Annotated in this window: 21 protein-coding genes and 2 pseudogenes; 7 read left to right on the forward strand and 16 right to left on the reverse strand. The window is 62.8% G+C overall.

What is annotated here, in order from left to right; translation table 11 throughout:
- Window positions 1–48 precede the first annotated feature (48 nt).
- The 5 genes from EJ066_RS01425 to EJ066_RS01445 form a co-directional block, all read right to left on the reverse strand.
- Window positions 49–927, reverse strand: a complete 879-nt coding sequence (locus EJ066_RS01425; RefSeq protein WP_065009362.1) for an ABC transporter permease — start codon at window positions 925–927, stop codon at window positions 49–51.
- A gap of 34 nt (window positions 928–961) precedes the next feature.
- Window positions 962–1,912 carry an ABC transporter permease gene (locus tag EJ066_RS01430; RefSeq protein WP_126034474.1) on the reverse strand — a complete coding sequence of 317 codons (951 nt, stop codon included), beginning with the start codon at window positions 1,910–1,912 and terminating at the stop codon, window positions 962–964.
- Window positions 1,913–1,975: 63 nt separating this feature from the next.
- The gene (locus tag EJ066_RS01435; RefSeq protein WP_126034475.1) at window positions 1,976–3,646 is read right to left on the reverse strand and encodes a peptide ABC transporter substrate-binding protein; all 1,671 of its coding nucleotides are present in this window, start codon (window positions 3,644–3,646) and stop codon (window positions 1,976–1,978) included.
- Between the two features lie 38 nt (window positions 3,647–3,684).
- Complete coding sequence (locus EJ066_RS01440; protein ID WP_126034476.1) at window positions 3,685–5,349, reverse strand: ABC transporter ATP-binding protein; 1,665 nt, start codon at window positions 5,347–5,349, stop codon at window positions 3,685–3,687.
- Between the two features lie 261 nt (window positions 5,350–5,610).
- Window positions 5,611–5,877 (reverse strand): hypothetical protein, encoded by a 267-nt coding sequence (locus tag EJ066_RS01445; protein ID WP_126034477.1) that lies wholly within the window; start codon window positions 5,875–5,877, stop codon window positions 5,611–5,613.
- Window positions 5,878–6,087: 210 nt separating this feature from the next.
- On the opposite strand from EJ066_RS01445, the gene EJ066_RS01450 reads away from it, so the two are divergent.
- Both EJ066_RS01450 and EJ066_RS01455 read left to right on the forward strand, forming a co-directional pair.
- The gene (locus tag EJ066_RS01450; RefSeq protein WP_126034478.1) at window positions 6,088–7,413 is read left to right on the forward strand and encodes an FAD-binding oxidoreductase; all 1,326 of its coding nucleotides are present in this window, start codon (window positions 6,088–6,090) and stop codon (window positions 7,411–7,413) included.
- A 232-nt stretch (window positions 7,414–7,645) separates the two neighbouring features.
- Window positions 7,646–8,143 (forward strand): Lrp/AsnC family transcriptional regulator, encoded by a 498-nt coding sequence (locus EJ066_RS01455; protein ID WP_126034479.1) that lies wholly within the window; start codon window positions 7,646–7,648, stop codon window positions 8,141–8,143.
- Between the two features lie 28 nt (window positions 8,144–8,171).
- On the opposite strand, the gene dapD is transcribed toward EJ066_RS01455, so the two are convergent.
- From dapD to argE, 7 genes are all read right to left on the reverse strand, one after another.
- Window positions 8,172–9,149 (reverse strand): 2,3,4,5-tetrahydropyridine-2,6-dicarboxylate N-succinyltransferase, encoded by a 978-nt coding sequence (gene dapD, locus EJ066_RS01460; protein ID WP_245455057.1) that lies wholly within the window; start codon window positions 9,147–9,149, stop codon window positions 8,172–8,174.
- 128 nt (window positions 9,150–9,277) lie between these two features.
- Window positions 9,278–10,654: an aspartate aminotransferase family protein gene (locus EJ066_RS01465; protein ID WP_126043711.1), complete on the reverse strand. Its 1,377-nt coding sequence runs from the start codon at window positions 10,652–10,654 to the stop codon at window positions 9,278–9,280.
- A 146-nt stretch (window positions 10,655–10,800) separates the two neighbouring features.
- Entirely contained in the window at window positions 10,801–12,258 is a 1,458-nt protein-coding gene (locus EJ066_RS01470) for an NAD-dependent succinate-semialdehyde dehydrogenase (protein ID WP_189644503.1), read from the reverse strand.
- A gap of 36 nt (window positions 12,259–12,294) precedes the next feature.
- Window positions 12,295–13,338, reverse strand: coding sequence for a tartrate dehydrogenase (locus EJ066_RS01475; protein ID WP_126034482.1), 1,044 nt, complete (start codon window positions 13,336–13,338; stop codon window positions 12,295–12,297).
- A gap of 262 nt (window positions 13,339–13,600) precedes the next feature.
- Window positions 13,601–13,957, reverse strand: coding sequence for a cupin domain-containing protein (locus EJ066_RS01480; protein ID WP_126034483.1), 357 nt, complete (start codon window positions 13,955–13,957; stop codon window positions 13,601–13,603).
- A gap of 13 nt (window positions 13,958–13,970) precedes the next feature.
- Window positions 13,971–14,894, reverse strand: coding sequence for a glyoxylate/hydroxypyruvate reductase A (locus tag EJ066_RS01485; RefSeq protein ID WP_126034484.1), 924 nt, complete (start codon window positions 14,892–14,894; stop codon window positions 13,971–13,973).
- Window positions 14,895–14,910: 16 nt separating this feature from the next.
- Window positions 14,911–16,035: an acetylornithine deacetylase gene (gene argE, locus EJ066_RS01490; RefSeq protein WP_126034485.1), complete on the reverse strand. Its 1,125-nt coding sequence runs from the start codon at window positions 16,033–16,035 to the stop codon at window positions 14,911–14,913.
- Between the two features lie 230 nt (window positions 16,036–16,265).
- On the opposite strand from argE, the gene EJ066_RS01495 reads away from it, so the two are divergent.
- Window positions 16,266–17,144: a GNAT family N-acetyltransferase gene (locus EJ066_RS01495; protein WP_126034486.1), complete on the forward strand. Its 879-nt coding sequence runs from the start codon at window positions 16,266–16,268 to the stop codon at window positions 17,142–17,144.
- 142 nt (window positions 17,145–17,286) lie between these two features.
- On the opposite strand, the gene EJ066_RS01500 is transcribed toward EJ066_RS01495, so the two are convergent.
- The 3 genes from EJ066_RS01500 to EJ066_RS01510 are packed head-to-tail and all read right to left on the reverse strand — an operon-like array spanning window position 17,287 to window position 20,244.
- Window positions 17,287–18,072, reverse strand: a complete 786-nt coding sequence (locus EJ066_RS01500) for an ABC transporter ATP-binding protein (RefSeq protein WP_126034487.1) — start codon at window positions 18,070–18,072, stop codon at window positions 17,287–17,289.
- Entirely contained in the window at window positions 18,066–19,145 is a 1,080-nt protein-coding gene (locus tag EJ066_RS01505) for an iron ABC transporter permease (protein WP_126034488.1), read from the reverse strand. The genes EJ066_RS01500 and EJ066_RS01505 overlap by 7 nt, the downstream gene beginning before the upstream one ends.
- Window positions 19,135–20,244 (reverse strand): ABC transporter substrate-binding protein, encoded by a 1,110-nt coding sequence (locus EJ066_RS01510; RefSeq protein WP_245455058.1) that lies wholly within the window; start codon window positions 20,242–20,244, stop codon window positions 19,135–19,137. The genes EJ066_RS01505 and EJ066_RS01510 overlap by 11 nt, the downstream gene beginning before the upstream one ends.
- Before the next feature lie 140 nt (window positions 20,245–20,384).
- Between EJ066_RS01510 and EJ066_RS01515 the strand changes: the two are divergent.
- Window positions 20,385–21,170, forward strand: a pseudogene (locus tag EJ066_RS01515) (class I SAM-dependent methyltransferase).
- An 871-nt stretch (window positions 21,171–22,041) separates the two neighbouring features.
- Here EJ066_RS01515 and EJ066_RS01520 read toward each other — a convergent pair.
- Window positions 22,042–22,812: an IclR family transcriptional regulator C-terminal domain-containing protein gene (locus EJ066_RS01520; protein WP_126034490.1), complete on the reverse strand. Its 771-nt coding sequence runs from the start codon at window positions 22,810–22,812 to the stop codon at window positions 22,042–22,044.
- 119 nt (window positions 22,813–22,931) lie between these two features.
- Here EJ066_RS01520 and EJ066_RS01525 point away from each other — a divergent pair, with 119 nt between their 5' ends.
- The 3 genes and pseudogenes from EJ066_RS01525 to pcaF all read left to right on the forward strand — a co-directional run bounded on the left by EJ066_RS01525 (window position 22,932) and on the right by pcaF (window position 25,795).
- Window positions 22,932–23,789, forward strand: coding sequence for a CoA transferase subunit A (locus EJ066_RS01525; RefSeq protein WP_126034491.1), 858 nt, complete (start codon window positions 22,932–22,934; stop codon window positions 23,787–23,789).
- Window positions 23,786–24,589 (forward strand): CoA-transferase subunit beta, encoded by an 804-nt coding sequence (locus tag EJ066_RS01530; protein ID WP_126034492.1) that lies wholly within the window; start codon window positions 23,786–23,788, stop codon window positions 24,587–24,589. The genes EJ066_RS01525 and EJ066_RS01530 overlap by 4 nt, the downstream gene beginning before the upstream one ends.
- A pseudogene (gene pcaF, locus EJ066_RS01535) lies at window positions 24,590–25,795 on the forward strand (3-oxoadipyl-CoA thiolase).
- Window position 25,796 lies beyond the last annotated feature (1 nt).

Here is a 25,796-nt window from a genome sequence, read left to right on the forward strand (position 1 = left end):
TCTCGTTGCGTTTTTAGGATCTGCAGTGGGTCGCGTTTGCTGACGAAATCAGACACGGTCATCTCGCACGTCGAGCGCATCGCGCAGTCCGTCGCCGATGAAGTTGAAGCTGGTTACGGCGATGGTGATGGCGGCGCCCGGGATGATCGCCAGCCAAGGCGCGCTCGCCAGATACTGCTGGGCGCCCTCCAGCATGTTACCCCAGCTGGCCAGCGGCGGCTGAATGCCATAGCCCAGGAAGCTGATATAGGCTTCCAGAAGGATCGCGTGCGCAACTGTCAATGTGGCGGCCACAATGATCGGTCCCATGGCGTTGGGCAGGATCTCCCGGAACATGATGTGGGCGCCGCTCAATCCCAGCATGCGCCCAGCCAGGACGAACTCGCGCTCGCGCAGAGAGCGGACCTCGGCCTCGACAATTCGAGCCACTTCCATCCAACTGGTGACCGCGATGATCACCGTGACCATGGCCGGGCTCGGCTTCAGTGCCGCGGCCAAAGCGAGCAGCAGGAAGATTGACGGGAAAGACAGGAAGCCATCGACCGTGCGCATCAGCGCCGCGCCGATCCAGCCGCCGCGATAGCCCGCGATTACGCCGACGAGCGTTCCGATCAGCGTCGACAGCAACATGGCGAAGAAGGCCACCGCCAGCGAGATCCTTCCCGCCATGAGCAATCGCGCTGCCAGATCGCGCCCCAGCGGGTCTGTCCCCAGATAATGGTGGCCGGTCAGCGGCGGGGAAAATCGGGCGCGCAAATCGATGTAGAGCGAATCATAGGGCAGAAGATGAGGGCCGAAGACGCATGCCAGCGTGAGGAGCGTGATCATCGCCACCCCCAGCAGCGCCAGATGATGACTCGTGAAACGGCGCACCGTGCGGCTGCGCCACCAGCGGCCTTGTCCTGCATTTGCGACGAGAGCGGTCATGTGGCTGCCTCCTGTCAGGGGTGAGATTGCGCGCTCAACCCAGGCGAATGCGCGGGTCGACGATCGCCACCGCGATGTCTGCGATCAGGTTGCCCAGGATGACGAGGATGGCCGAGAACATCAGCAGCCCCATCACGACCGGGTAGTCGCTGTAGCCGAGGCTGTCGAGGAACAGCCGCCCCATGCCTGGCCAGGTAAACACTGTCTCCGTCACCAGTGCGCCGGTCAGGATGCTGGGAAGTTGCACCCCTGCCAGCGTGATCATCGGCAACAGTGCATTGCCAACGACGTGTTTCATTATGACTCGGCGCTCGGTCAGGCCCTTGGCGCGGGCAGTCTTGACGAAATCCTGGCTGATCGCGTCGAGGGTGGAGGTGCGCATGTAGCGGCTCCAGATCGCCACATGCACCAGCGACAGCACGAGGCTGGGCAGGATAAGGTGGTGCAGATAGTTCAGCACCGAGCCGTCGCCGATGGTGTACATGTTGCCCGCAGGGACCCAGCCCAGCTTGAGCGAAAAGATGTAGATGCCGACGAGCCCGAACCAAAAGGTCGGGATCGACAGCGCGACCATGGCGCCAACCGTCGCCAGATGGTCAAACAGCGAGTAGCGGTGCGTGGCGCCACGGATGCCGATCCAGGTGCCAATGGCGATTGCGATCGCGGTGGATGTGCCCATCAGCAGCAGCGTGGCAAAGAGATGCCGGCCGATCACCGAAAGCACCGGCGCCCCATCGCGGAACGAGTGGCCCCAGTCGCCCTGGAGAAGCCGCCAGGCCCAATCGAGATATTGCATCCACAGCGGCCGATTGAGCCCTAGTTGCTCTTTCAGGCGATCGAGATCGTCCTGCGTCATGCCGGGATCGAGCCCGAATTGCGCCAGTGGCCCCCCCGGTAACAAGTTCAGGACAACGAACCCGATGACCGACACGATCAGGAGCAGGATGAGGCTCTGCGAGAGCCGGTTGAGCAGGAAGCCACGCATTCAACTCTCCCCTTTCAAGACGCCGGTGACACGCCGCCGCCCTAAGGCGGCGGCGTAAGTATGTCAGGCCTTCCAATGCCATCCGGCGGCATGCCAGGATGCGACGCGGGTGTTGGAATTTGCCTCGAAACCCTCCAGCCCTGCCTTGCGGCCGAACACATTGGCGTAGGCAAACAGAGGCAGGAACGGCAGATCCTGACGAACAATTTCCTGAACACGCAGATAGATGGCGCGCCGCTCTTCCCGATCGAAGGTGCGGGTACCCTTGTCGAGCAGCGCATCAACCTCCGGGTTGGAGTATTGGCCGGTGTTCGAGCCCTTTCCGCCCTTCGCGACGATCGCCTTTGTGTGCAGGCGGTTGGTAGCGTCGGGGTCGCCTGCGATGACATTGGTTACACCGGAGATGGCTGACTCGAACTGCGATTTGAGCCAGAAATCACCCCACATGACGGCGGCCGGCAGGTTCGAAATGGTCATCTCCACCCCGATCTCGGCGAACGTCTGCTGCAAGAACTGCTGCGTCTGCTCGCGCAGGTGGTTGCCGGAGGTGGTGGAGTTTGCGAACGACAGACGCACCCCGTCCTTCACTCGTATTCCATCGGATCCGGGTACCCAGCCGGCCTCGTCGAGGATCTGGCTCGCGCGCTCGATGTTGAACTCCTGCGCCGGCAGGTTCGGATTGTAGTAATAGGAATTCTGCGGCATGAAGGTCTCGGTGGGGTTGTGGACCCCGTAATAAAGTCCTTCGAGGATCGCTTTCCTATCTATTGCGGCGTAGAGCGCCTGGCGAACCGCAGGGTCCTTGAATTGCGGCTTCTCAAGATTGAGATAGATCGACTCGACCGATGCTCCGCGCTCCAACATGACCACGCGATCCGGAAGTGTGCCGGCTTCCGCATAGTTGTCGGCGGTTATGAATGCCTGGTCGACAAGATCAATGTCGCCGCTCTTGAACTGGGTGTAGAGCACTGTCATGTCGGGGATGTATTTGAAGACGAGCCGCTCCAAATAAGGGCCCTCCCCGGCATAGTCCGTGTTCGCGACGAGTTCGATGTGATCGCCGGCGATGCGCTGCGCCCACTTGAATGCGCCAGTGCCGACAGGCGCCTGATTGAAGGCGGCGGCGTTCGGGTCCGCCTCTTTTTCGAGGATGTGCTTGGGAACCATGAAGGTTTCGGCGAGAAACGACAGGTAGGGGGCGAAAGCCTCCTCCATCCGCCAGGTGAGCTCGGTCGGCGAGACAACCTTGATGTCGCGCACCAGCGAATGACCCGCCGTGCGCCACGCGCGGAATTTCGGATTGGTGATGAGCTCAAGCGTGAACTTCACATCCTCGGCCGTGAAAGGTTGGCCGTCGTGCCAGCGGACGTCATCACGCAGGCGGATGCGCCACACAAGTCCGTCCTCCGAAATGCCGCCGTTCTTTTGGCTGGGCACTTCGACCACAAGATTGGGCTGAAGAACGCCCTTGGGGTCCATTCGAACGAGTGCATCAAACACCGAGAAATGCACCGCGTCGTCGCACTCGGTATGCGGCATCAGTGGATTGAAGACGGTGGGTTCCTGCGAAAATCCGACGACGACGCGGCCGGTTGGGCTCGCGGGAGGGTTCTGGGCGAAGGCGGGTTTGCCCAACAGATTGGGCGCAATGAGGCCCGCGGCCCCGCCGATGGCCAGCATTCGCAACGCATCGCGCCGTGAGTAGTTCGATTTGGAGTTCGTACGTTCAGTCATTGAAATTCCCCTTGTTCTGGCGGTGTCCGCCGTGGCTCTTACCCATTTGCCGCAACCGGACGGGTCGGTCCCGGCTGCTCTCCAGGAATCGCCGCCACCAGCTCACGCGTGTAGGCTGATTGCGGGTCGAGGAAGATTTGCGAGGGGGGACCGAACTCCACGATCCGCCCTTTCTGCATCACCGCGATTTCGTCGCAGATCTGGCTGGCGACCCGCAGATCATGGGTGATGAAGATCATCGACACGCCGGTCTCCCGCTGGATCTGGTCGAGCAGCTGCAGGATCTGCGCCTGGATCGACACGTCGAGCGCCGACACCGCCTCATCGGCGATCAGCAGCTTCGGCTTGAACATCAGTGCCCGGGCGATGCCGATGCGCTGACGCTGCCCACCGGAAAATTCGTGCGGGTATCGGCCGAAGGCGCCCGCATCGAGTCCGACATGCGCCAACAGCGCCTTCGCCTCTTCACGCGCCTGGGCATAGGGCGTTCCGTGCGCGACCGGGCCTACGGTCAGGATGTAGCCGACAGTCGCGCGCGGGTTGAGCGAGGCGAAGGGGTCCTGGAAGATCATCTGAATCCGCGGCCGCAGCTGGCGGAACTCGGCTTCGGAAAGCCTGGCGATGTCGCGGCCTTCGAACAGAATCCCGCCGCCGTCGCTGTCCAGCAGCTTGATCAGAAGCCGGCCCAGCGACGATTTGCCGGAACCGCTCTCGCCCACGACGCCCAGCGTGCGCCCTGGCGCCAGATCAAACGAGACCTCGTTGACGGCGGGCACGACGCGCTGTGAACCAAACAGCGCGCTGCCGCTGCGGTAGGTCTTCACCAGGCCCTCGACCTTGAGGATCGGCTCATTGTCAGCCGGCGCCAGAGGAACGCGGTCCTCGCCGGTCAGGCGCGGGACGGCCGCGATGAGGCGTTTTGTATAGGGATGGCTGGGGGACTTCAGGACCTGCCGGGCGCTGCCCTGCTCGACGATGTGGCCTTTCTCCATCACCACGACGCTGTCCGCGATCTCTGCCACCACCCCGAAGTCGTGCGTAATGAACATGACGCTCATGCCCTTGCGGCGCTGGATATCGCGAATCAGCTCCAAGATTTGCGCCTGGGTGGTCACGTCGAGCGCGGTCGTCGGTTCGTCCGCGATCAGGATCGTGGGCTCGAGCGCCAACGCCATGGCGATCATCACCCGCTGCCGCTGCCCTCCAGAAAGCCGGAACGGATACTGATGATACATGAGATCCGGATCAGGCAGCCCCACCTCGGTCAGCAACTCGAGAGCACGGCTGCGGCGGGATTTCGGCGTGCCGACGCCATGCGCCGCCATGACCTCGTCGATCTGTGCTCCCACGGTCATCAGCGGATTGAGGGCCGAAAGCGGGTCCTGGAAAATCATCGAGACCACCCGGCCGCGCAGGCTGCGCAGCTTGTCCGACGACATGCCGATGATGTTCGCGCCATCCAGATGAATGGCGCCCGAGGTGACGCGGATCACCCGGGGCAGAAGCCCCATGATCGCATTGGCGGTGACCGACTTACCCGATCCGGATTCGCCGATGATGCACAGGATTTGGCCGCGCTTCAGATCGAAAGAGATGTTCTCGACCGCATGGGTCCGCTCCATGCCTTGCGGCAAGGTGACCGTGAGGTCGCGCACCGAAAGCGCCACATCGAGGGGAGCTACAGGCTGGATGCTTGCGACCATCGCGATCACCTCCCTTTTCAACGGAGTGGGTCCACCTTGTTTCGGACCGCATCATCGCCCTTTGAGCAGAGGCACGTCACCGCAGCGGCCATCGTCCCGCCATCTCGGCTCTTCGCGCCTTGGAACGGCGAGGGACGGGTTCTGCTCATTCCGGCGCTCCTTGCTTCGTCCGGCGCAGACCGGACACTGTTCCCTTTTCTTGGAGGACTCGCCGAGGGACAAATCGCTGCCTATCGGAAGTCCTCTGGAGCCTGCCCGCCATCAGGAAGGGTGGCTCCGTTGTTCCAACCAGTTTGACTGTTCTGTTTCCGCAGAGTCGCCGAAAAATGGCCCCTGCGCGGCAGGAACTTCTGAAAAAAACCGCCAGATCGGCATTTCAGTCTGCACCTGTTCCGGCGGAGTCTGCACGAGCATTGAGGCCGATGAAGTGGCTCCAATCACGGCCACCTTGCAATCGCCGAAGACGGGCTCGGTCCGTGCTCCGGCTAACGGCTCCGCCGTATTGTCCCAGGAGGAAGCAAATTTCATTGGCGAATGTTCCTATGCTTGTTTGGGACCGAGCGAGAGGAATTGTACTCCTGCAGCCGCCACCTGGCTGGGGTAACGGTGAGCTTTTCGCGCAATAATTGGCTGTCCTGTCGGCTGCTAACCGCATGATATTCCGTCCAGGCACAAACTCCGCAGCCCTCCGCTGCGGCCCTCGGGCTAGGGTGCGTCAAACTACTTGGAGTACTGTCGATGCCCGCGCCGCTCATGCACATCGAGTCCAGCCCATCCCTGCCTCGCGAGGCAGACGTCGTGGTCATCGGAGGCGGCGTGGTGGGCGTGTTCACCGCATATTATCTGGCGCGACGAGGCGTAAGCGTCGCCTTGCTTGAGAAGGGGCGCGTGGCCGCCGAACAGTCCAGCCGCAACTGGGGATGGTGCCGCCAGCAGAACCGCGACGCGCGCGAACTGCCGATGGCGACAAAGAGCCTCGATCTCTGGGAGAAGGTGGCGCAGGAGACAGGTGAGGACACGGGTTTTCGCCGTTGCGGACTCCTTTATCTCTCGCAGGATGAGAACGAGCTGGCCGGCTGGGCGAAGTGGCGCGACTTCGCGAAGACGGTCGGCGTCACGACGCAGATGTTGACTGCGGAGGAAGCGACCGAACGGGGCAAGGCGACCGGGCGCCGGTGGAAAGGCGGCGTTCTCTCGCCTACCGACGGAACCGCCGACACCTCGCGGGCAGTGCCTGTCGCCGCGCGCGGAATCATGGCCGCCGGCGGCAGCGTCCACCAGCAATGCGCCGCCCGGACCATTGAGCTTAGTGCAGGCCGGGTCAGCGGTGTGGTGACGGAAGGCGGCACTATCCGGACCAAGACCGTCGTCATGGCCGGCGGCGCATGGGCTTCGTCCTTCTGCCACCAACTCGGCATTCGCTTCCCGCAAGCTTCCGTGCGTTCTTCGATACTGGCCGTCGCGCCGGGAATGGAGGGATTGCCGGGCGCCCTCGTTACCTCCGGGATCGCTTTTACGCGCCGAGGCAACGGTGGCTACACGCTGGCAATCAGCGGCCGCGCACGTGTTGACCCGACGCCGCAGCAGTTGCGGTTTGCACGAGAATTCGTGCCCATGTTTGCCCGCCGCTGGCGCAACCTGTCGCCGGGCGGCCTCGAGGGCTGGCGGCAGGGCCATGAAACGCTTGCCAAATGGGCGCCTGACGAGGTGACCCCGATGGAGCGAAACCGGATACTCGATCCGCGGCCGGACCTGGGTCAGATCAACCTCACCTATCGGCGCGCCTGCGAGCTGATCCCCGAGTTCCGACGGGTCACCATAGCCGATGCATGGGCCGGGTATATCGACAGCACGCCCGACGGCATCCCGGTCGTCGGTGAGGTCGAGGGCGTTCCGGGCTTCATCCTGGCGGCTGGCTTCAGCGGTCACGGCTTCGGGATCGGGCCAGGAGCCGGACACCTGATTGCCGACATCATCACAGGCTGCGAACCGTTAGTCGATCCGCGTCCGTACCGGCCAGAGCGCCTGAAGACCGCTGCATGGGGCAAGGTCGCCGAATTCTGATCAGAGCCGGCGGGGGCGGCCGCACTTGGCGCGAAACGCAGGTGTCGCTTCCCGCTTGTCAGATGGGACAAGATATTGGTCGATGCTATGATAAGCGCATGACTGCAAAGCTTCAGAGCCCGATCCGGTCAGCGCCGGCTAGCTCTACGCGGGTTTGTTGCCGGCGCTCGCAAATGATGACTGTCATGGTCCGCGGGGCAATCCGCAGATCATGGTTTGATGGGGGCCCTTCATGAAGCTCGACAAGATCGACATCAAGATCCTATCGGAATTGCAGAAGAACGGTCGCATATCCAACGTGGAGCTCGCCGACCTGGTGCATCTGTCACCGAGCCCCTGTCTGATGCGCGTCAAGAAGCTTCAGGCCGAAGGCTTCATCACCGGCTACTCCGCTCAGATTGATGTCTCGAAGCTTGGGCAAACCCTGACAGTTTTCACCGAGATCACGCTCAGAAATCATCGCCAGAACGACTTCGCGCGCTTCCTCGCCACGGTCGAGAAGATCGACTCCGTCATCGAATGCCATCTCGTTTCAGGGGGCTACGACTATCTCGTGAAGTTCATCACGGCGGGTATCACCGAATACCAGACGATCATGGAACGCCTGCTCGAAATGGACATCGGCATCGACAAGTACTTCAGCTTTGTCGTGCTGAAGTCGCCGGTCGTGAAATCTCACCTGCCGCTAGACGCCATATTCGACAATGAGGCAGAGGCTGATCGCTCTTGATGCGGCAACTCGGTAAGCTTCGCCCGCGCTAGCGGGCATGTAGCGCGGGGTTTAGACTACCCCACGACCTGTTGCGTGAAATCGCCTCGACTGCGCCGGTCTGTGAATGGCGCCGGAAGAGAATGTTTGGCTTGCCGGATAGCGCGACCGCCTTCACCACTTCCCCCGAAACTTGCCGAACAAGAGTGCCTGCCGTCACGTAGCAACCGGCCTCAACAACGCAGTCGTCACCAAGCGCGATACCTGTGCCGGAGTTGGCTCCGAGCAAGCAGCGCTCTCCGATGGACACGACCTGCTTGCCGCCACCGGAAAGTGTGCCCATGATCGACGCCCCGCCGCCGATATCCGTGCCATCGCCGACTACAACGCCCGCACTGATCCGTCCCTCCACCATTGAAGAGCCGAGAGTTCCAGCATTGAAGTTGCAGAAGCCCTCATGAAGTACCGTTGTTCCTCGTCCCAGATAGGCCCCTAATCGTACACGATTGGCATCAGCGATACGGACAGCCTCCGGCACGACGTAGTCAGTCATGCGTGGCAATTTGTCGATACTACGCACTTCCAACGTGGCGGAGGATGGGCGAGTTGCCCAGCGCAATTCTTCAATTTGCTCGGGCAGGCATGGTCCCAAAGACGTCCATGCGACATTCGCCAGCAAGCCAAATATCCCCTCCAAATTGGCTCCATGGGGCCGGATCAGACGGTGACTTAGCAGATGAAGGCGCAGATAGACATCGTGGGGATCACGTGGAGGTTGAGTCAAATCCTCAATGACAGTCTTAACCGGGATCACAGAGACCGCACGGCGCGGATCGGAAAGAAAGCAATCCGCCGCTCTGGCGCCGAACGCGGCGTTGGCCTGTTCAGCCGTCAAAACGACTGACGCCGATGGACCGGAGGGCTTGCCAAGTCGGGGCCTCGGGAACCAGGTGTCGAGGACCGTGCCATCAGCCGCAACTGTAGCCAGACCATACCCGTCGGCGCTCGACACTTCCAAACTGGCCACTCTCGCGTCACCTGTAAATCTACGCCCATCGTGGGCTGTTCCGAGTCTAGCAGTGCGTCTGACGCATTGCACCGTCCGCCGAGGTATCACCGAAGCCGCAAGACCTACGCTGCGGCACATGCAACATTTCACCCTTTCATCGCCGCCCGCACGTCCTTGTCTTCAAGCGTCTGGTCGAGCGTCAAGCGGGTGCGTTCGATAATCCCGTCAATTTCTTCGTTAGTGCAGCAGAGCGGCGGGGCGTAGCCTAGGACGCCGTTGGCGAAGGCGCGGATGACGAGGCCGTTCTGCCAGGCACGGTCGAAGATGCGGCGAGCAGGATCGGCTTCCGGCGGCAAGGGCGTCTTGCGCTCCTTATCGGTCACCAGTTCGATAGCGGCGAGCATACCGCGACCGCGAACGTCGCCCACCAGCGGGTGATTGGCAAGCGAGCGCAGGCCTTCCATCAGGCGCTTTCCGGCCTTTCGCCCGTTGTCCAGCAGACCCTCCTCGTAGAGGCGCAGGCATTCGAGCGCGACCGCCGCGCTTACTGGATGGGCCGAGTATGTGTAGCCATGGCCGATGTGCGCCTTACCGGCCCCGTCCGCGATCGTGTTGTAGACATGGTCGGACATGAAGACGGCGCCCATCGGCACGTAGCCCGAGGTCAGGCCCTTCGCCGTGGTCATCAGGTCGGGTACGACGTCATCCTCTTCACACGCAAAGAGCGGACCGGTCCGGCCGAAGCCGGTGATGACCTCGTCGACAACGAAAAGGACATCATGTTCCGCGCAAACTGCGCGCATGGCCTGCAACCAGCCCGCCGGGGGGACGAGCACGCCGCCCGAGCCCTGGATCGGCTCCACGTAGAACGCGGCAACGCGATCCGCGCCGATTTCCACGATCTTGGCTCGCAGGGCGGCGGCAGAGGCGTCGATGATGGCCTGCGGATCGGGACCGACAGGATTGCGATAGGCATAGTGCGACGGGATCTTGTGCTGCCAGTCGTAAGGCACGCCAAAACCAGTGTGAAAGACCGGCAGCGCGGTCAGGCCGGAGCCCGCCGTCGAAGATCCATGGTAGCCGTATTCGACCGAGATAAACTGGTCTTTCCGCGGCGTCCGCTTGGCATGGAAATAGTAGCGGATGAACCGGATCGTGCTGTCCACCGCGTCGGAGCCGCCGAGAGTGAAATAGATGTGGTTCAGGTCGCCGGGCGCCAGTTCTGCCAGCCTCGCCGCCAGCCGAATGGCCGGCTCGGAGCCCAACCCGAAATAGCCAGTCGCGTAGGGCAGCTCGCGCAGCTGCTTAACCGCGGCTTCGACGATGCTGTCCTGCCCATAGCCTGCATTGACGCACCACAGTCCTGCAAATCCGTCCAGCAGGGTGTGCCCCGTAGCGTCGGTCACCGTCGCGCCCGTGGCCGATTTCAGCACGCGCACCCCCGTCGCCTCGTGGCTGCGATAGGACGCGACCGGGTGAACCAGATGCGCGCGATCAAGTTCGATCAGCGAATTCGCAAGCATTTCTTCCTCCAGATGATCCGATCGCTTTTGGCACCACGCTAAACCGTTGAAGACGGCAGTTCCTCCCGAGTGCCGGCCCGGCACCAAGCGTTTTCGCTATCCATTGCAGCTCGCGCCGCATCTTCTGCCACGGCATGCCCGCGAAGCTAGTTCAGCCCGCCGACGTGAAGCGCCTTGACCTCGAGATACTCTTCGATACCGAGCTGCGAACCCTCGCGTCCGAGCCCCGACTGCTTCACCCCGCCGAATGGCGCGACTTCGGTCGAGATCAGGCCGGTGTTGAGTCCGATCATGCCGAACTCCAGCGCTTCGGCGACACGCCACGACCGCTTGAGGTTTTCCGTGTAAAAATAGGCGGCGAGGCCAAAGGGCGTGCCGTTGGCAATCGCGATGGCTTCCTCCTCGGTTTCGAAGCGGAAGAGCGGGGCCACCGGTCCGAACGTCTCTTCCGACGCCAGGAGCATTTCGGTCGTCGCCTCGCCGAGCAGAATGGGACGAGTGTATTGCTTGCCTTCCGGCACCGTATCCCTCTGGGCGATGATCCTTGCGCCTTTCTCGAGGGCATCGGCGACGTGCCGCTTGATCTTCTCGATGGCTGCACTGTTGATCATCGGTCCGATGGCAACGCCTTCATCCGTTCCGGGGCCGACCTTCATGTCCGCGACCCGGCTGGCGAGCTTCGCGGCAAACGCCTCATAGACGCCAGCCTGCACGAGAATGCGGTTGGCGCAGACGCAGGTCTGGCCGCCATTGCGGAACTTCGAGTTTACCGCACCTTCGACGGCGAGATCGAGATCCGCGTCATCGAAGACGATGAAGGGCGCGTTGCCGCCGAGTTCGAGGCTGAGCCGCTTGATGCTATCGGCGGCGCCCTTCATCAGCAGCGCACCGACGCGCGTGGAACCGGTGAAGGAGATCTTGCGCACCGTTTCGTTCGCCATCAGCTCCTTGCCGATCTCTGCCGGCATGCCGGTGACGATGTTGATCACGCCCGCCGGAATGCCCGCGCGCTCCGCCAGAACGCCGAGCGCCAGCGCTGAGAACGGCGTAAATTCCGACGGCTTGATGACCACGGTGCAGCCGGCGGCCAGCGCCGGAGCCACCTTGCGGGTGATCATCGCGTTCGGGAAATTCCACGGGGTGATGATGGCGCACACGCCGACGGCTTCCTTCAGCACGACAATGCGGCGATCGGCCGTGGGCGACGGAATGGTCGAACCGCCGATGCGGCGCGCCTCTTCGGCGAACCATTTGACGAAGGAAGCGCCGTAGCGGATTTCACCGCGGGCTTCCGACAGCGGCTTGCCCTGCTCAAACGTCAGCAGAAGCGCCAGGTCTTCCTCGTTCTCCAGCATCAGGTCGTGCCAGCGCTCCAGCAGCGCCGCGCGCTCGGCATGGGTCCTCTTCTTCCAACCCTTGAAGGCAACGGCCGCAGCGTCGATCGCAGCCCTGGTCTCACCGCCGCCCATATCCGGAACGGTCCCGAGCACCGTCAGGCTGGCGGGGTCGACAACGTCGACGGCCGCCTTTGTTTTCGCATCCCGCCAGGTGCCGCCAATCAGCGCCTGCTGCCGGAACAGGTCCGCATCCTTCAGGATGCTAATCTTCGTCATCGCATTCATGGTGTTTCCTCTGCCCTTTCAGCTCAGTGCCGCAACCACGGCTTGCGTGATTGTCTCGGTTTTGTCCTTGCCTGCGATCGTGCCTATTCCCCGCGCGGTCACGGACTCGATCGCCGACATCACCTCGGACGCCGCAGGCCCCTCGCCGAGATGCTCCAGCATCATCGCACCCGACCAGATCGCGGCGATCGGATTGGCGATGCCGAGATGGGCGATATCGGGCGCCGAACCGTGGACCGGCTCGAACATCGAAGGCGCGCTGCGATCGGGATTGATGTTGGCCGAGGCGGCGTAGCCCAGCCCGCCCTGGATGGCAGCTCCAATGTCCGTGAGGATGTCGCCGAACAGGTTCGAGGCGACGATCACGTCGAGGCTTTCCGGCGCCAGGACCATCCGCGCGGCCATGGCGTCGATGTGGTAAGGCGAGACCTCCACATCGGGATAATCCCTCGCCACCTCGCGCGTGACCTCGTCCCAGAACACCATGGAGTGTTTCTGTGCATTGGATTTGGTGACCGAAGCGAGCTTCTTGCGGCGCGCCTGCGCCTGTTCGAAACCGAACCTGAGAATCCGTTCGACGCCCGTCCGCGTGAAGATCGCCGTCTCGATCGCGACCTCGTCGGCCGTGCCGGAATGAACGCGCCCGCCGGCCCCGGAATATTCGCCTTCCGTGTTCTCGCGGATGCACAGAATGTCGAAACCCTCCGAGCGGAGCGGCCCCTGAACGCCCGGCAACAGCCGGTGCGGCCTTATGTTGGCATACTGCGTGAAGGTTTTCCGGATGGGCAGCAGCAGCCCGTGAAGCGATACGGAGTCGGGCACTTCCGCGGGCCAGCCCACGGCGCCGAGAAGGATCGCATCGAATTTCCGCAGTGTCTCGATGCCGTCCGGCGGCATCATCGCGCCGGTTTCCCGGTAGTGGGCGCAGGACCACGGGAAGCCTGTGCCATCAAGGGCGAAACCGCCCCGCTTTGCCACTGCAAGCAGCACCTGCCATGCCGCTTCGGTCACTTCCTTGCCGATGCCGTCGCCGGGAATAAGCGCTATGGAGTAGGTTTTCATGGACGGCACCCTAGAGGTCGATGAGAGCACGCTTTTCGATTGCGGGGGGCGAGACAGGCCTCGCCACCGGGAGCCTTGCCGATGCCGGAATGCTTATATCCGCCGGTCGGAAGGCTTCATCGGAACAATAGGGGACCGCGCGCCGCATTTTTCGTCGAGGATGAGCCGCCTGACGGCGTCGAATTGCGTCAAGCGGCCCTTTGGAAGTCGATCATTCCGCAGTCGCGGCGCCCTCTACGCGGTTGGACCACTGGCGTTGGGTTCAGTCATTAACGACGACGTAGATCTTGCGCACGGTCTCGATCGTGCGCCAGACGCCGACGAAGCCGGGCTTCATCACGAAACTATCGCCGGCGCGGTAGGTCTTGGTCTCTCCGCCCTTCTCCGCGATTTCGATCACGCCCGAAAGGATGTGGCAGAACTCGTAGGTGGTGCCCTTGATCGAATGCGTCACGCCGGGCGTCGCTTCCCAGACGCCGCTGAGAACCTTCTCGCCTTTCGAGGCATCCTGCGGCCAGCTCTTGAAGGACGGAGCGCCGGAAATGAGCCGCTCCGGCAGCGGCAATGACTCCTTGGGAGCGAAGGAAGGATTCGTGTCGATCGTGATCAGAAGTGACATGTGAGGGTTCCTGTTAGTAGCCAAGTGTCCGATCGACGAGGCCGATCAGTTCTTCCCCGGCGCGATGGCGCCGGATGTTTTCGACGACCGATCGCGCCGCTGTCTGCGGTTGGGTCACGGACGCGATGTGCGGGGTGATCATCACCTTGGGATGTGACCACAGCGGATGATTTTCCGGCAGCGGCTCCGGATCGGTGACGTCGAGCATCGCCGCCGCAAGTCGGTCGCTGTCGAGCGCTTCGATCAGCGCAGTCTGGTCGAGTTGCGGGCCGCGGCCGACATGCAGCAGACGCGCCCCGGCGGGCAACAGGGCGAAGAGCTGCGCATCGAGCATGCCGCGCGTTCGTTCCGTCAGCGGCAGCAGACAGACGAGAATGTCCGTCTGCTTCAGAAAGCCGGCAAGCTGATCCTCGCCATGAAAGCAGGTGACGCCCTCGATCTGCTTTTCGCTGCGGCTCCATCCGGCCAGGGGAAACTGAAACGGCTTCAGGCGCGCGATGGCCGCCTGCGCCAACATGCCAAGGCCGAGGAAGCCGACCCGGCGTTCGGCCGCCTGCCGAGCAGCAATGGGTTGCCAGAAACACCTCTTCTGCTGCTCGAAATAGGCCGGTAAGTCGCGGTGCAGCGCCAGCACGGCGAGCGCGACATATTCCTGCATCATGCGGACGATGCCGTCCTCGACCATGCGCACCAGTTTCACATGGTTTGGCACCACATTCTGGTCGAACTGATCGACGCCCGCGCCGATGGAGAACAGCACTTCCAGCTTGCGGTAGCGTGAGATGTCGTCCGGCACCGTCCAGGTGATGAGATAGCGGATCTTCTCGGGGTCAACCTCTTCGCTGCAATGGAAGAACTCCAAATCCGGCAGCTCGCGCGCGAAGACCTCGCGGAAGACAGCACCACGTGCCGCATCGGAATTGAAGAGAAACGCCATCGAAACCGCCCTTCCGTCACACCGCAAGTCGTGCGCCGAGGTCCTCAATCATCTTCCGGCATGCCGCGAGTTCGCCGAGTTCGATGTATTCGTTCGGGCGATGGGCCCGCCCGATCTCGCCAGGGCCGCAAATGATCGAGTGGATGCCGGCCTGCTGGTAAAGCCCTGCTTCAGTTCCATAGCTGACTGCCGTGAGCGGCTCCCGCCCTGTCAGCTGAGTCAGCGTGGCCGCCAGCTCGCTCCCGTTCACGGGCGCAAGGGCGGGATAGGAACTCAACTCGTGCCAGGCCACCTCGAAGCCACTGTCGCGCAGTGCGAAAAGCCGGGCCTTCACCGGTTCGAGGAGCGAAGTCGGGGAAACGCCCGGCACGGCACGCGCCTCGATATCGGCCGTGCAACGGTCAGGGATGATGTTGACCGACTGGCCGCCGGCAATGACGCCAACCTGCAGGGAAGAGTATGGGGGCTCGAAATTGCCATCGAGCGGCCCGTCGGTGAGAGACTGGCCATAGCCCACCGCGTAGGTGATGACTCCGGCCAAGGCTTGGATGGCATTGAGGCCGAGATCGGGGCGCGACGAATGGCCGGATCTTCCGATAACCTCGAGCCGCGCGGCCATCTTCCCTTTGTGCGCCAGCACAGGCTGCATCCGGCTCGGCTCGCCGATAATCGCACCGAGCGGCTTCTCGCACAGGCCCGGCAGCGCACCCAGGAGATGCGGGACGCCGCGGCATCCCGCCTCTTCATCATAGGAGAATGCGAGATGAACCGGCTGCCGCAGGTTCATGGCCGCAAGTCCCGGGAGCGCCGCCAAAGCGCATGCGAGGAAGCCCTTCATGTCGGTGGTGCCGCGCCCGTAAAGCCTGTCGCCATCGCGACGCAAGACGAACGGATCCGAACTCCATTCCGGCTCGCCAGCCGGCACGACGTCCATATGTCCGGAGATGACATGGCCCCGACGCTCGCGCGGGCCGATTGTGACAAAAAGGTTGGAGCGGTCGCCTTCGGGACCGGGTAGAACCGTCACCTCCGCTCTAGCCGACCGACAGAAGTCGCTGATCCAATCGACGATCGCGCCATTGGGCGTACCCACGACAGTAGGAAATGCGATCAGCTTCGCGAGGATCTCTTCCACATTCATGGCGGCCACTCTGCTTGCGCAACACGGCAGATAGGACCAGCGTAACTGCAAGCAGGAGTATTCCGTGCCGAATCGCTCCGTACTTTGGCCGAAGATTGCGAAAACGGGCCTCCAGCCGATCGAATCTGCTGGCGTTTCCGTGCAAGTCTGCGGCAACAGACACCTGCTGCGCGGTTGCAATCAGAAGCGTGATGGGAGACTGGTGCGGGTGACAGAGCGGATGAGCTGACATGCAGAGATCGGTGCGCCTGAAATCCTTCGAACTGGTCGCGCGGGACATCAATGATGTCGACGTTGACCTCCTGCACGCTCTGTCAATCTCCGTTCGCTGGCCGCATCGCCCCAAGGATTGGGAGCTACTGCGTCGCGTCGGGCGCGGCATAGTTGCCGTCGACGGCATCGGCCGCGTTTTCGGAAGTGCGATGTGGTTCCCTCAGGGCGACGACTTCGCCACCATCGGGCTCGTGATTACGACGCCTCGCGCCCAGGCGCAGGGGGGCGGTCGATGGCTCATGGACCAGGTTCTCGAGCAGTGCGGCGCGCGCAACCTGGCGCTGAACGCTACCCATGCCGCCTATCCCCTGTATGTTTCGCTGGGCTTCACTAGCGAGGCGATCGTCAACATGCGCCAAGAGGTGGCCCCACAAACACTCCCGCCACTGCCCCCACTGGACGGCGAGCTGAGTGAACTTCCCAGCGACAGGCTCTCTGAAATCACCGCGCTCGATGCGCGTGCGTTTGGGAGCGATCGGTCCAGGGTGCTCGCGTTGCTTTCGGCGAATGCGTCAATTTCCGTATTGAGCCGAGGCGGCAAGGTTGTCGGCTATTCCATGCGCCGCGAGTTCGGGCGCGGCTTCGTGATTGGCCCCGTTGTAGCCCGAAACGACTATGATGCTGTGCATCTCACAGCCGTCCATCTGAAGAAGCTCGCAGGTCGATTCACGCGTGTCGATACCCGCGAGAGGGATGGCGTGTTTGCCGAGTTTCTTCAGCAGACCGGCCTCGACATTGCCGAGACCGTGACGACAATGTCCAAGGGCCGCCGGTTTCTGAACCGGGAAGACAATGGACCGTGGGTTTATGGATTGGCCGGCCACGCGTTGAGCTGAACCCCAAGTTCACGTCCGACCCAAGGGGCGATCGCTACGGCAGGTCGATTGGAGTGCGCGTCAATCAAGCCGCGCAATGCGGTTGCTGTCATGCAGCCGACACGGGAGCCGCTTCGAATCTCCTCTGAATCCCGGATTCGACTTACGCTGCCGACTTCATGACCAACCGACGCTCATCCACCGGGCCGTCCACGATGACGTGGCCGATGCCGCGCGAGCACGGCTCGATGCGCGCGTTGACGTGATAGACGTCCCTCAGCAGATCGGACGTGATGACGTTCGGTGATGACCCACATGCAACCAGCCGGCCGTCCGCGATGACCATTGCCTGATCGCTGAACCGCAGGGCGTGATTGAGGTCGTGCAGGGCGATCAGCACGACCATGCCTCTTACCCGGGCAAGTTCCCGCATGAGGCCCAGCACCTCCATCTGCCGCGACAGATCGAGTGCCGATGTCGGTTCGTCCATCAGCAGGATTTCTGGCTCACGCACTAGCGTCTGTGCCAGGCTGGCGAGTTGCCGCTGGCCGCCGGAAAGCTCGCCTATGTTGCGAAACGCGATTTCGGCGATGCCGAGCGCCGCCAGGGTCTCGTCGATGCGAGCCAGATCATCGTCCCCCACAGACCAGCCCATACCCTGCTTACGGGCGAGCAACACTGACTCATAGACCGTGAGCACCGCGTTCGCGGACGTGTCCTGCGGCATGTAGCAGATGCCGTTCTTCCCGCGGGACGCGCCTTCGACATGCACGGCTCCTGGTCCGTGGAGAAGGCCAGCGATGCGCCTGAACAGCGTCGACTTGCCGGCAGCGTTCGGACCGATCACGGCCACGATGTCTCCGCCCTCGAACGCAGGCGTCGTCACATCCCGAAGCCGAAGGCTCGTGCCATAGCGCGCGCCGAGCGCCTCGAGCCGGATCGTCACCATGAGCGCCTCGTGCTGGACAAGATGAGCGAGATGAAGAACGGGATTCCGATGAGCGAGGTGACGATGCCGATCGGGAAGACCGTCCCGGGGATGAGCGACTTGCTGACCACGGAGCTCGCCGACAGGATCAGCGCGCCCGACAGGGCCGACGCGGGCAGGAAGAAGCGCTGGTCCTCCCCGATGACCATCCGTGCGATATGCGGACCGACGAGGCCGATAAAGCCGATGGTGCCGACGAAGGCGACAGGGATGGCGGCGAGAAGGCTCACCAGGATCAGCGTCTCCAGCCGCAGGTGGCCGACCTTGACGCCGAAGCTGGCCGCCTTGTCCTCGCCCAACCTCAATGCCGTCAGTGCCCAGGCGCGCCGCGCGAAAATGGGCAGGACAGCCAGGAGAATGAATGTGGTGACAGCGAGCTTGGGCCAGGTGGCCTTGGTGAGGCTGCCCATCGTCCAGAAGACGACCGCGGCCAGCGCTTCCGCCGAGGCGAAAAACTGGACGAGCGCAAGCAGCGCGTTGAAGGTGAAAACCAGCGCGATGCCCAGGAGCACGATGGTTTCCACGCTAACGCCGCGCTTGACGCTCAGCATGTGAATGAGGAACGCCGCTAGCATCGCCATCACGAAGGCGTTGACGGGCACGACATATCCGACGGCGGCGGGGATGAGCCTTACCCCGAAGGCCAGGGCAAGTGCTGCGCCGAAACTCGCGGCGGCGGATATTCCCAGCGTGAAGGGGCTCGCCAGCGGATTGTTGAGGATGGTCTGCATCTGCGCGCCGGCCACCGCGAGCGCCGCTCCCACGACGATGGCCATCAGCGCCACCGGCATGCGGATTTCCCAGAGCACTACGCGCACCTGCTGCGGTACCGTCTCGGGAGCAAGGAGCGCCCGCACAACCTCACCGAGTCCGTAGCGGGCCGGACCGACCGCAAGATCGACGCAAAGGCTGAAGAGCAGGGTGGCGGCAAGGCCGGCGAGAATGAGCTGCCGCCGCCAGACGAGGGTGCGGTAACGCCCTCGTCCGTCGGCACGATCGAGCGTCGTGCCGACGGCCGTCGATTCAATCGACATCGGTCAACGAGACCCAGTGGCCGGGCCTGTAGGCGACGGGCAGGAACTTCTCGTGCAGCTCCCTGAAGGTGGCTTCGGGGTCGAGTTCGGCGAAGAGATCCGGATACAGCCACTTCGCCATCTGCTGGATGGCGACGAACTGATAGGGGCTGTTGTAGAACTGATGCCAGATGGCATGCACCTCGCCGTTCTCGACGGCCTTTACCCCGGTCAGCGCCGGCCGCTCGGTCAGCGCCTTCAGCTTGCGCAGCGCCTCGGCCTCGTCGCGGCCGGGGCCGACGCCGACCCAGGCGCCGCCCGGCACATAGGCTTCCCACCAGCCGCCGGTGACGATGATCTGATCCGGATTGGAGGCGATGATCTGCTCAGGGTTGAGCGTGCCGAACGTGCCGGGAATGATGTCCTTGGCGATGTTGTCGCCGCCCGCCATCTCGACGAACTTGCCGAAATTGTCGTCGCCGAAGCTCATGCAGCAGTCTTCCGAATAGCCGCCGGCGCGCTCGACGAAGACCTTCGGCCGGGCGGGGTTGGCCTTCCCGATGACGTCGGTGACGCGGGCGATCTCGGCGGCGCGAAAGGCGATGAACTCCTCGGCGCGCTCCTCTTTGCCGAACAGCTTGCCGAATAGGCGCATGCTGGGTTCGGTGTTGGTGAAGGGGCGCTCGCGGAAATCGACATAGACCAGCGGGATGCCGGCGGCGGCGAGCTTCTCGATATACTTGGCGTCCTCGGTGGCCTGCTTCGACTCGATATTCATCAGGATGACGTCGGGCTTGAGCGAGACCGCCTGCTCGACATCGAAGGTACCGTCCTTGAACCCGCCGAAGGTGGGAATCTTCACCATTCCCGGGAATTTCTCGAGATAGGCAGCGTAGTTGTCGGGATCAGCCTGGCTGAAATCCTCGCGCCAGCCGACGATGCGCTTGAACGGGTCCTCGGTGTCGAGCGCCGCGACGAGATAGACCTGCCGGCCTTCACCCAGGATCACCCGTTCGACCGGAACGTTCACCTCGACCTCGCGGCCGGTGACGTCGGTCACTTTCACCATCTCGGCCTTTGCGGCCAGCGTCATCGATAGGGCAACGATAGCGGCCGCCATCGTCCCTGCTGCGATCCTTCCAAAAGTCATCACGCCCTCTCTCAGGTGGATTGTCAGAGGCGGCTTATAAAAGATGACTTCAAATCTCAAGAAATATCTTTTAGAGCCATTCCAGACTGGCGCGATGACAAGGGTTCGGAATGGCGGGCGAGGCCAATTATTCGCTGCGGGACGAAATACGTGACTACTGGTCTGCGCGTGCGGAGACCTTCGACCTCTCGGTCGGGCATGAGATCTCTTCCGAGCGGGAGCGCCGGGCCTAGCACCGGCTGATCCTCAAGCACCTGGGCACCGGGAGTGGACACCGCGCGCTCGACCTCGCCTGCGGCACTGGGGTGGTATCCCATCTCATGCATGACTTGGGCTACGCCGTGACAGGATTGGACTGGTCAGAGGCCATGCTTTCCAAGGCGCGTGCGAAGGCGACGAAAAGGGGAAGCGACATCCGGTTCCTGCTCGGCGACGCAGAGCGTACGCACGAAGAAAGGGAATGCTACGACATCCTCGTCACCCGTCATCTCGTCTGGACGTTGGTCGATCCGCCAGCCGCGTTCGCCGAATGGTTCTCGCTGCTCAAGCCCGGCGGACGGTTGCTGATCGTTGACGGTGATTTCGTCACCGAGACCTGGGCGGCCCGTCTCCGCACCGCCCTTGAAAAGATCACCGGCCAGACAGTCGAGCCGGCCGGTGGACTGGACCAGGCGATGGCGGAACGCCATCGTAGCATCCTTGCGCGTCTCCACTTTTCGTGCGGGGCCAAAGCGGACGAGGTCTGCGCGCTTCTCGTGGCGGCGGGCTTCGAGGTGCCTGTGATCGACACCCGGCTCCGCGCGATTCATCGCGCGCAGGCGCGTCACATGAACTTCCTCAAGGCTCTGGAGCGCACCACGCAGCATCGATACGCGATCTGCGCCACCAAGCCCTGAACCAGCGGAAACCCGCGCATGCGCCTTTGATCCACAGCAGCGTCGCGCGTCTTGGCGTAGATCCCCACTCGGCCCGCATTCCCGAGCTCAAACGGCACCTTTCAGCTTGATTCTGCCACTGCGGGAGACGATGGCAGACGTCAAAATCGGATCAAACCCCGCCTATTCGCACGTCGTTGCCGCCGGTCACCGCACGTGTCACAGGATAGCCTTTCGAGGCCAGAATTCTTGAGGTAGGTGTGCGTCCAGTGCTTTCGACGAGAAGGAGGAAATTGACGGACAAAGGGCCCAACCAGTTTCACTGAAATGCTATGACGTTGGCGAAGACGCTTATATCTACTTGTAAAGAAGTAGATGTAAATGATTGATGTTTAACGTTATGGTGGGCCCGGAGGGACGTTGTCTTTTCAACAAAAACAGCCAGGTAGCGGGTGGTTCGTCAAGCCATATCCTTCGTATATTCTCGCATGGTCCGGCGACCCAAAACCTGATTAGCCCAGATCACGTCTGTCCGCCCGGAACAGTTCCACTTTCCCCGCTACAGCCTGTCAGCAATCGACCATCGAACTCTTCGCTCGGATGCGATGATTGCATGGAATGAAGTGCCCGGCATTCACGCCGCAGCCAGAACTGGCGCACAGCGACGGTGGTCTCAGCCAGCCGAAATTGCCCCCTGAGGCCGATCCTAAAATTCATTTCGGCAGCACAATGTTACGTCTGCCAATCGCAGCGATCGAGGTCTCCCCTGCCTACCGCCTGACTGGTAGCCCTAACAGGGCAGGCGGATGCATGGGCATCGGCCCGGCGCAAGCCACGAAAAAGCTGTGTTTTGCGGGCAGCCAGAATTTGAAGGGTGAAAACGGCAGGCTCGTCAGACGAAGAAAAACTCTTCGACGCGCTGCTTTGCCCGGAGCAGTGCCGGCAGGATCTCACGCTGCATATCCTCGACCGAGAAACGCGCCGACTGGGTCGAGACATTGATTGCCGCCACGGTATGCCCGGCGCGATCGCTGATCGGCACGGCGATCGAGCGCAGGCCGAGCTCCAGCTCTTCATCGACGATGGCAAAACCGTCCGCCTTGGCTTTGTGAATGGCCTTGGTCAGCACGTCCAGCTTGGTGATCGTCATCGCCGTCCTTCGCTCGATTTTCGCCTGTCCGAGAAAGGTCTCCAGCTCATCCGGTGCCAAGCCGGCGAGCAGGACGCGGCCCATCGACGTACAGTAGGCCGGCAGCCTTGTGCCGACATCGAGTGTCACGCTTAGGATGCGTCGACCGGGAATGCGAGCGACGTAGACGACGTCCTCGCCCGACAGCACGGCCGCGTTACAGGCTTCGTCGAATTGCGCCGCGACCTCGCGCATCACGGGCGCCGCGAAGGTCCATAACGAGTCGCTGCCGAGCCAGGTCCGAGCGACAGTCAACAAGCGGGGCGACAGGGAAAAAAGCCGGCCGGACTGCGTCGCGTAGCCAGTGCTCACCAATGTCAGCAGGAAGCGGCGGGCGCCGGCGCGGGACAGCCCCGCCTCTTCGGCCATCTCCGTCAGCGTCATCCCGGTCGGGTGCCGCGCCAGGATTTCCATGACCACCAGCCCACGTTCCAGTGAACCGACATGGTCACGCAAAGTGCCTTCGTCATCCATGTGACCCCCTGGCAAACCAAGCAGCGCCGGGTTGACTCCAAGCGGCATTCCGACATAGAAAGTATCTCATATAAAACAATTGTTCGCAATACGAACTTCTTGGTGTCGGAGTGCCTGCGATGGTCCAGTTTCTGCCGCTCAACCAACCCGTGGCGGAAAATCTGCACGATGGCGACACCGTCGCCTTCGAGGGCTTCACCCATCTGATCCCGACGGCGGCGGCGCATGAAGCCATCCGCCAGGGCTTTCGCAACCTCACCCTGATACGCATGACGCCCGACCTGATCTATGACCAGATGATCGGCATGGGCATGGCGAAGAAGATCATTTTCTCATATGTCGGCAATCCCGGTGTCGGCCTGCTCAGACGTGCCCGCGACGCCATCGAGAACGGCTTTCCGCGGGCGATCGAGGTCGAAGAACACAGCCATGCCTGCATGGCGAACGCCTATGAAGCGGGCGCGGCCGGACTGCCCTGCGCGGTCTTTCGCGGTTATCGCGGCGCAGGGCTCGCTTCGGTCAATCCGAACATCAGATCGGTCACTTGTCCCTTCACCGGCGAGGTGCTTGCCGCCGTTCCGGCCATCCGTCCCGATGTCTCCTTCATCCACGCGCAGAAGGCAGACCGCAAAGGCAATGTGCTGGTCGAAGGCATTATCGGCATCCAGAAGGAAGCCGTGCTGGCGGCAAAGCGCGCCGTGGTGACGGTGGAGGAGGTGGTCGACAGTTTCGACGATCTCCACCCGAACCTTACCGTGCTGCCGAGATGGACGATTGCCGCCATATCAGTCGTGCCCGGCGGTTCGCATCCGTCCTACACGCACGGCTATTATGTCCGCGACAACGCCGCCTATCTCGAATGGGACGAGATCGCCGCCGACCGCGAGCGCTTTCAGGCCTGGATGCAGGCAAACGTCATCGACAGCACGGCCGGCGATTTCGCCGCTCGCGTCGACCATCTGAGGCCTGCGGCATGAGCGAGGACCAAAAACTGGGTTTCACTCCCAATGAGATGATGGCGATCGCCGCCAGCCGGGCGCTGAAGAACGACGATGTCTGTTTCGTCGGCATCGGTGCGCCGTCGGCCGCCTGCAATGTCGCACGGTTGACGCATGCTCCCGACATCACGCTGATCTACGAGAGCGGCACCATCGGCACCGCGCCTGATGTACTGCCGCTGTCGATCGGCGATGGCGAATTGTGCGAAACAGCGGTCACCACCGTTGCGGTGCCGGAGATGTTCCGCTACTGGCTGCAGGGCGGCCGCATCTCGATCGGCTTCCTGGGTGCGGCCCAGCTCGACAAGTTCGGCAACATCAACACCACCGTTATCGGCGACTATGCGCATCCGAAGACCCGCCTTCCCGGCGGCGGCGGCGCGCCGGAGATCGCCACCTCGTCGAGAGAGGTCTACATCACCATGGCGCAATCGAAGCGCGGCATGGTCGAGACAATCGATTTCTTCACCTCCTTCGGCCATGGCGAGGGCGGCGATCACCGCAAGCGTCTCGGCATCGATACGGCAGGCCCGACGCTGCTGATCACCGATCTCGCAGTCTGGAAGCCGGACCCGGTGACCAAGGAATTCACCGTGGTCTCGCTGCATCCCGGCGTTTCGCGCGAACAGGTGCAAGCGACCTGTGGCTGGACGGTCAAGTTCGCCGAGGCACTTGACGAGACGCCGGCGCCAAGCGAGCTCGAACTCACGACGCTGCGCGACCTGCAGGCTCGCACCAAAGCAGCGCATGAGGGAACCGCCAAAGAGAAAGCTGCATAGATGGCCGAGGCCTATATCTGCGATTACATCCGCACGCCGATCGGACGCTTCGGCGGGCAGTTAGCCTCGATCCGCGCGGATGACCTCGGCGCGATACCCCTGAGGGCACTGGTCGAACGCAGTCCCGGCGTCGACTGGGCCGCGATCGACGACGTCGTCTATGGCTGCGCCAACCAGGCCGGCGAGGACAACCGCAATGTAGCAAGGATGTCCCTGCTGCTCGCCGGCCTGCCCCGGGAAGTTTCCGGCTCGACTGTCAACCGCCTCTGTGGTTCCGGCATGGATGCCGTCATCATCGCCGCCCGCGCCATCAGGGCCGGCGAGGCCGAGCTGATGATATCAGGCGGCGTCGAATCGATGAGCCGCGCGCCCTTCGTCATGCCTAAGGCTGAAACCGCCTTTTCGCGCAATGCCGAGATCTACGACACCACCATCGGCTGGCGCTTCGTCAACCCGCTGATGAAGCAGCAGTACGGCATCGATTCCATGCCGGAGACCGGTGAGAATGTCGCCTAGGATTTTTCCGTCTCGCGCACCGACCAGGATGCATTTGCCGTGCGCAGCCAGGACAAGGCCGTCGCCGCGCAGGCCATTGGCCGGCTGGCCAAGGAGATCACCCCGGTGACGATCCCGCAGCGCAAGGGTGACCCGGTTATCGTCTCGAAGGATGAACACCCGCGCGCCGGCACGACGATCGAGGCGCTCGCGAAATTGCCGACGCCGTTCCGGCAAGGCGGCACGGTCACCGCCGGCAACGCGTCGGGCGTCAATGACGGTGCGGCGGCGCTGATCGTCGCCTCGGAAGCCGCCGTGAAGAAATATGGCCTGACGCCGATCGCCCGCATCCTCGGCGGTGCGGCCGCCGGCGTGGCGCCGCGCATCATGGGCATCGGCCCGGTGCCGGCCGCGCAGAAGCTGTGCGCGCGGCTGGGTCTGAAGCCGGCAGATTTCGATGTCATCGAGCTCAACGAAGCCTTTGCCTCCCAAGGCATCGCTGTGCTGCGCCAACTCGGCATTGCCGAGGACGCGGAGCACGTCAACCCAAATGGCGGCGCCATCGCGCTCGGTCATCCGCTCGGCATGTCAGGCGCGCGCATCACCGGCACCGCAGCGCTGGAACTCAGGGAGCGTGGCGGTCGCTACGCGCTCGCCACCATGTGCATCGGCGTCGGCCAAGGCATCGCCATAGCGCTGGAGCGGGTTTGAC

It is taken from the genome of Mesorhizobium sp. M9A.F.Ca.ET.002.03.1.2 (assembly GCF_003952365.1).
Taxonomy (GTDB): Bacteria; Pseudomonadota; Alphaproteobacteria; order Rhizobiales; family Rhizobiaceae; genus Mesorhizobium.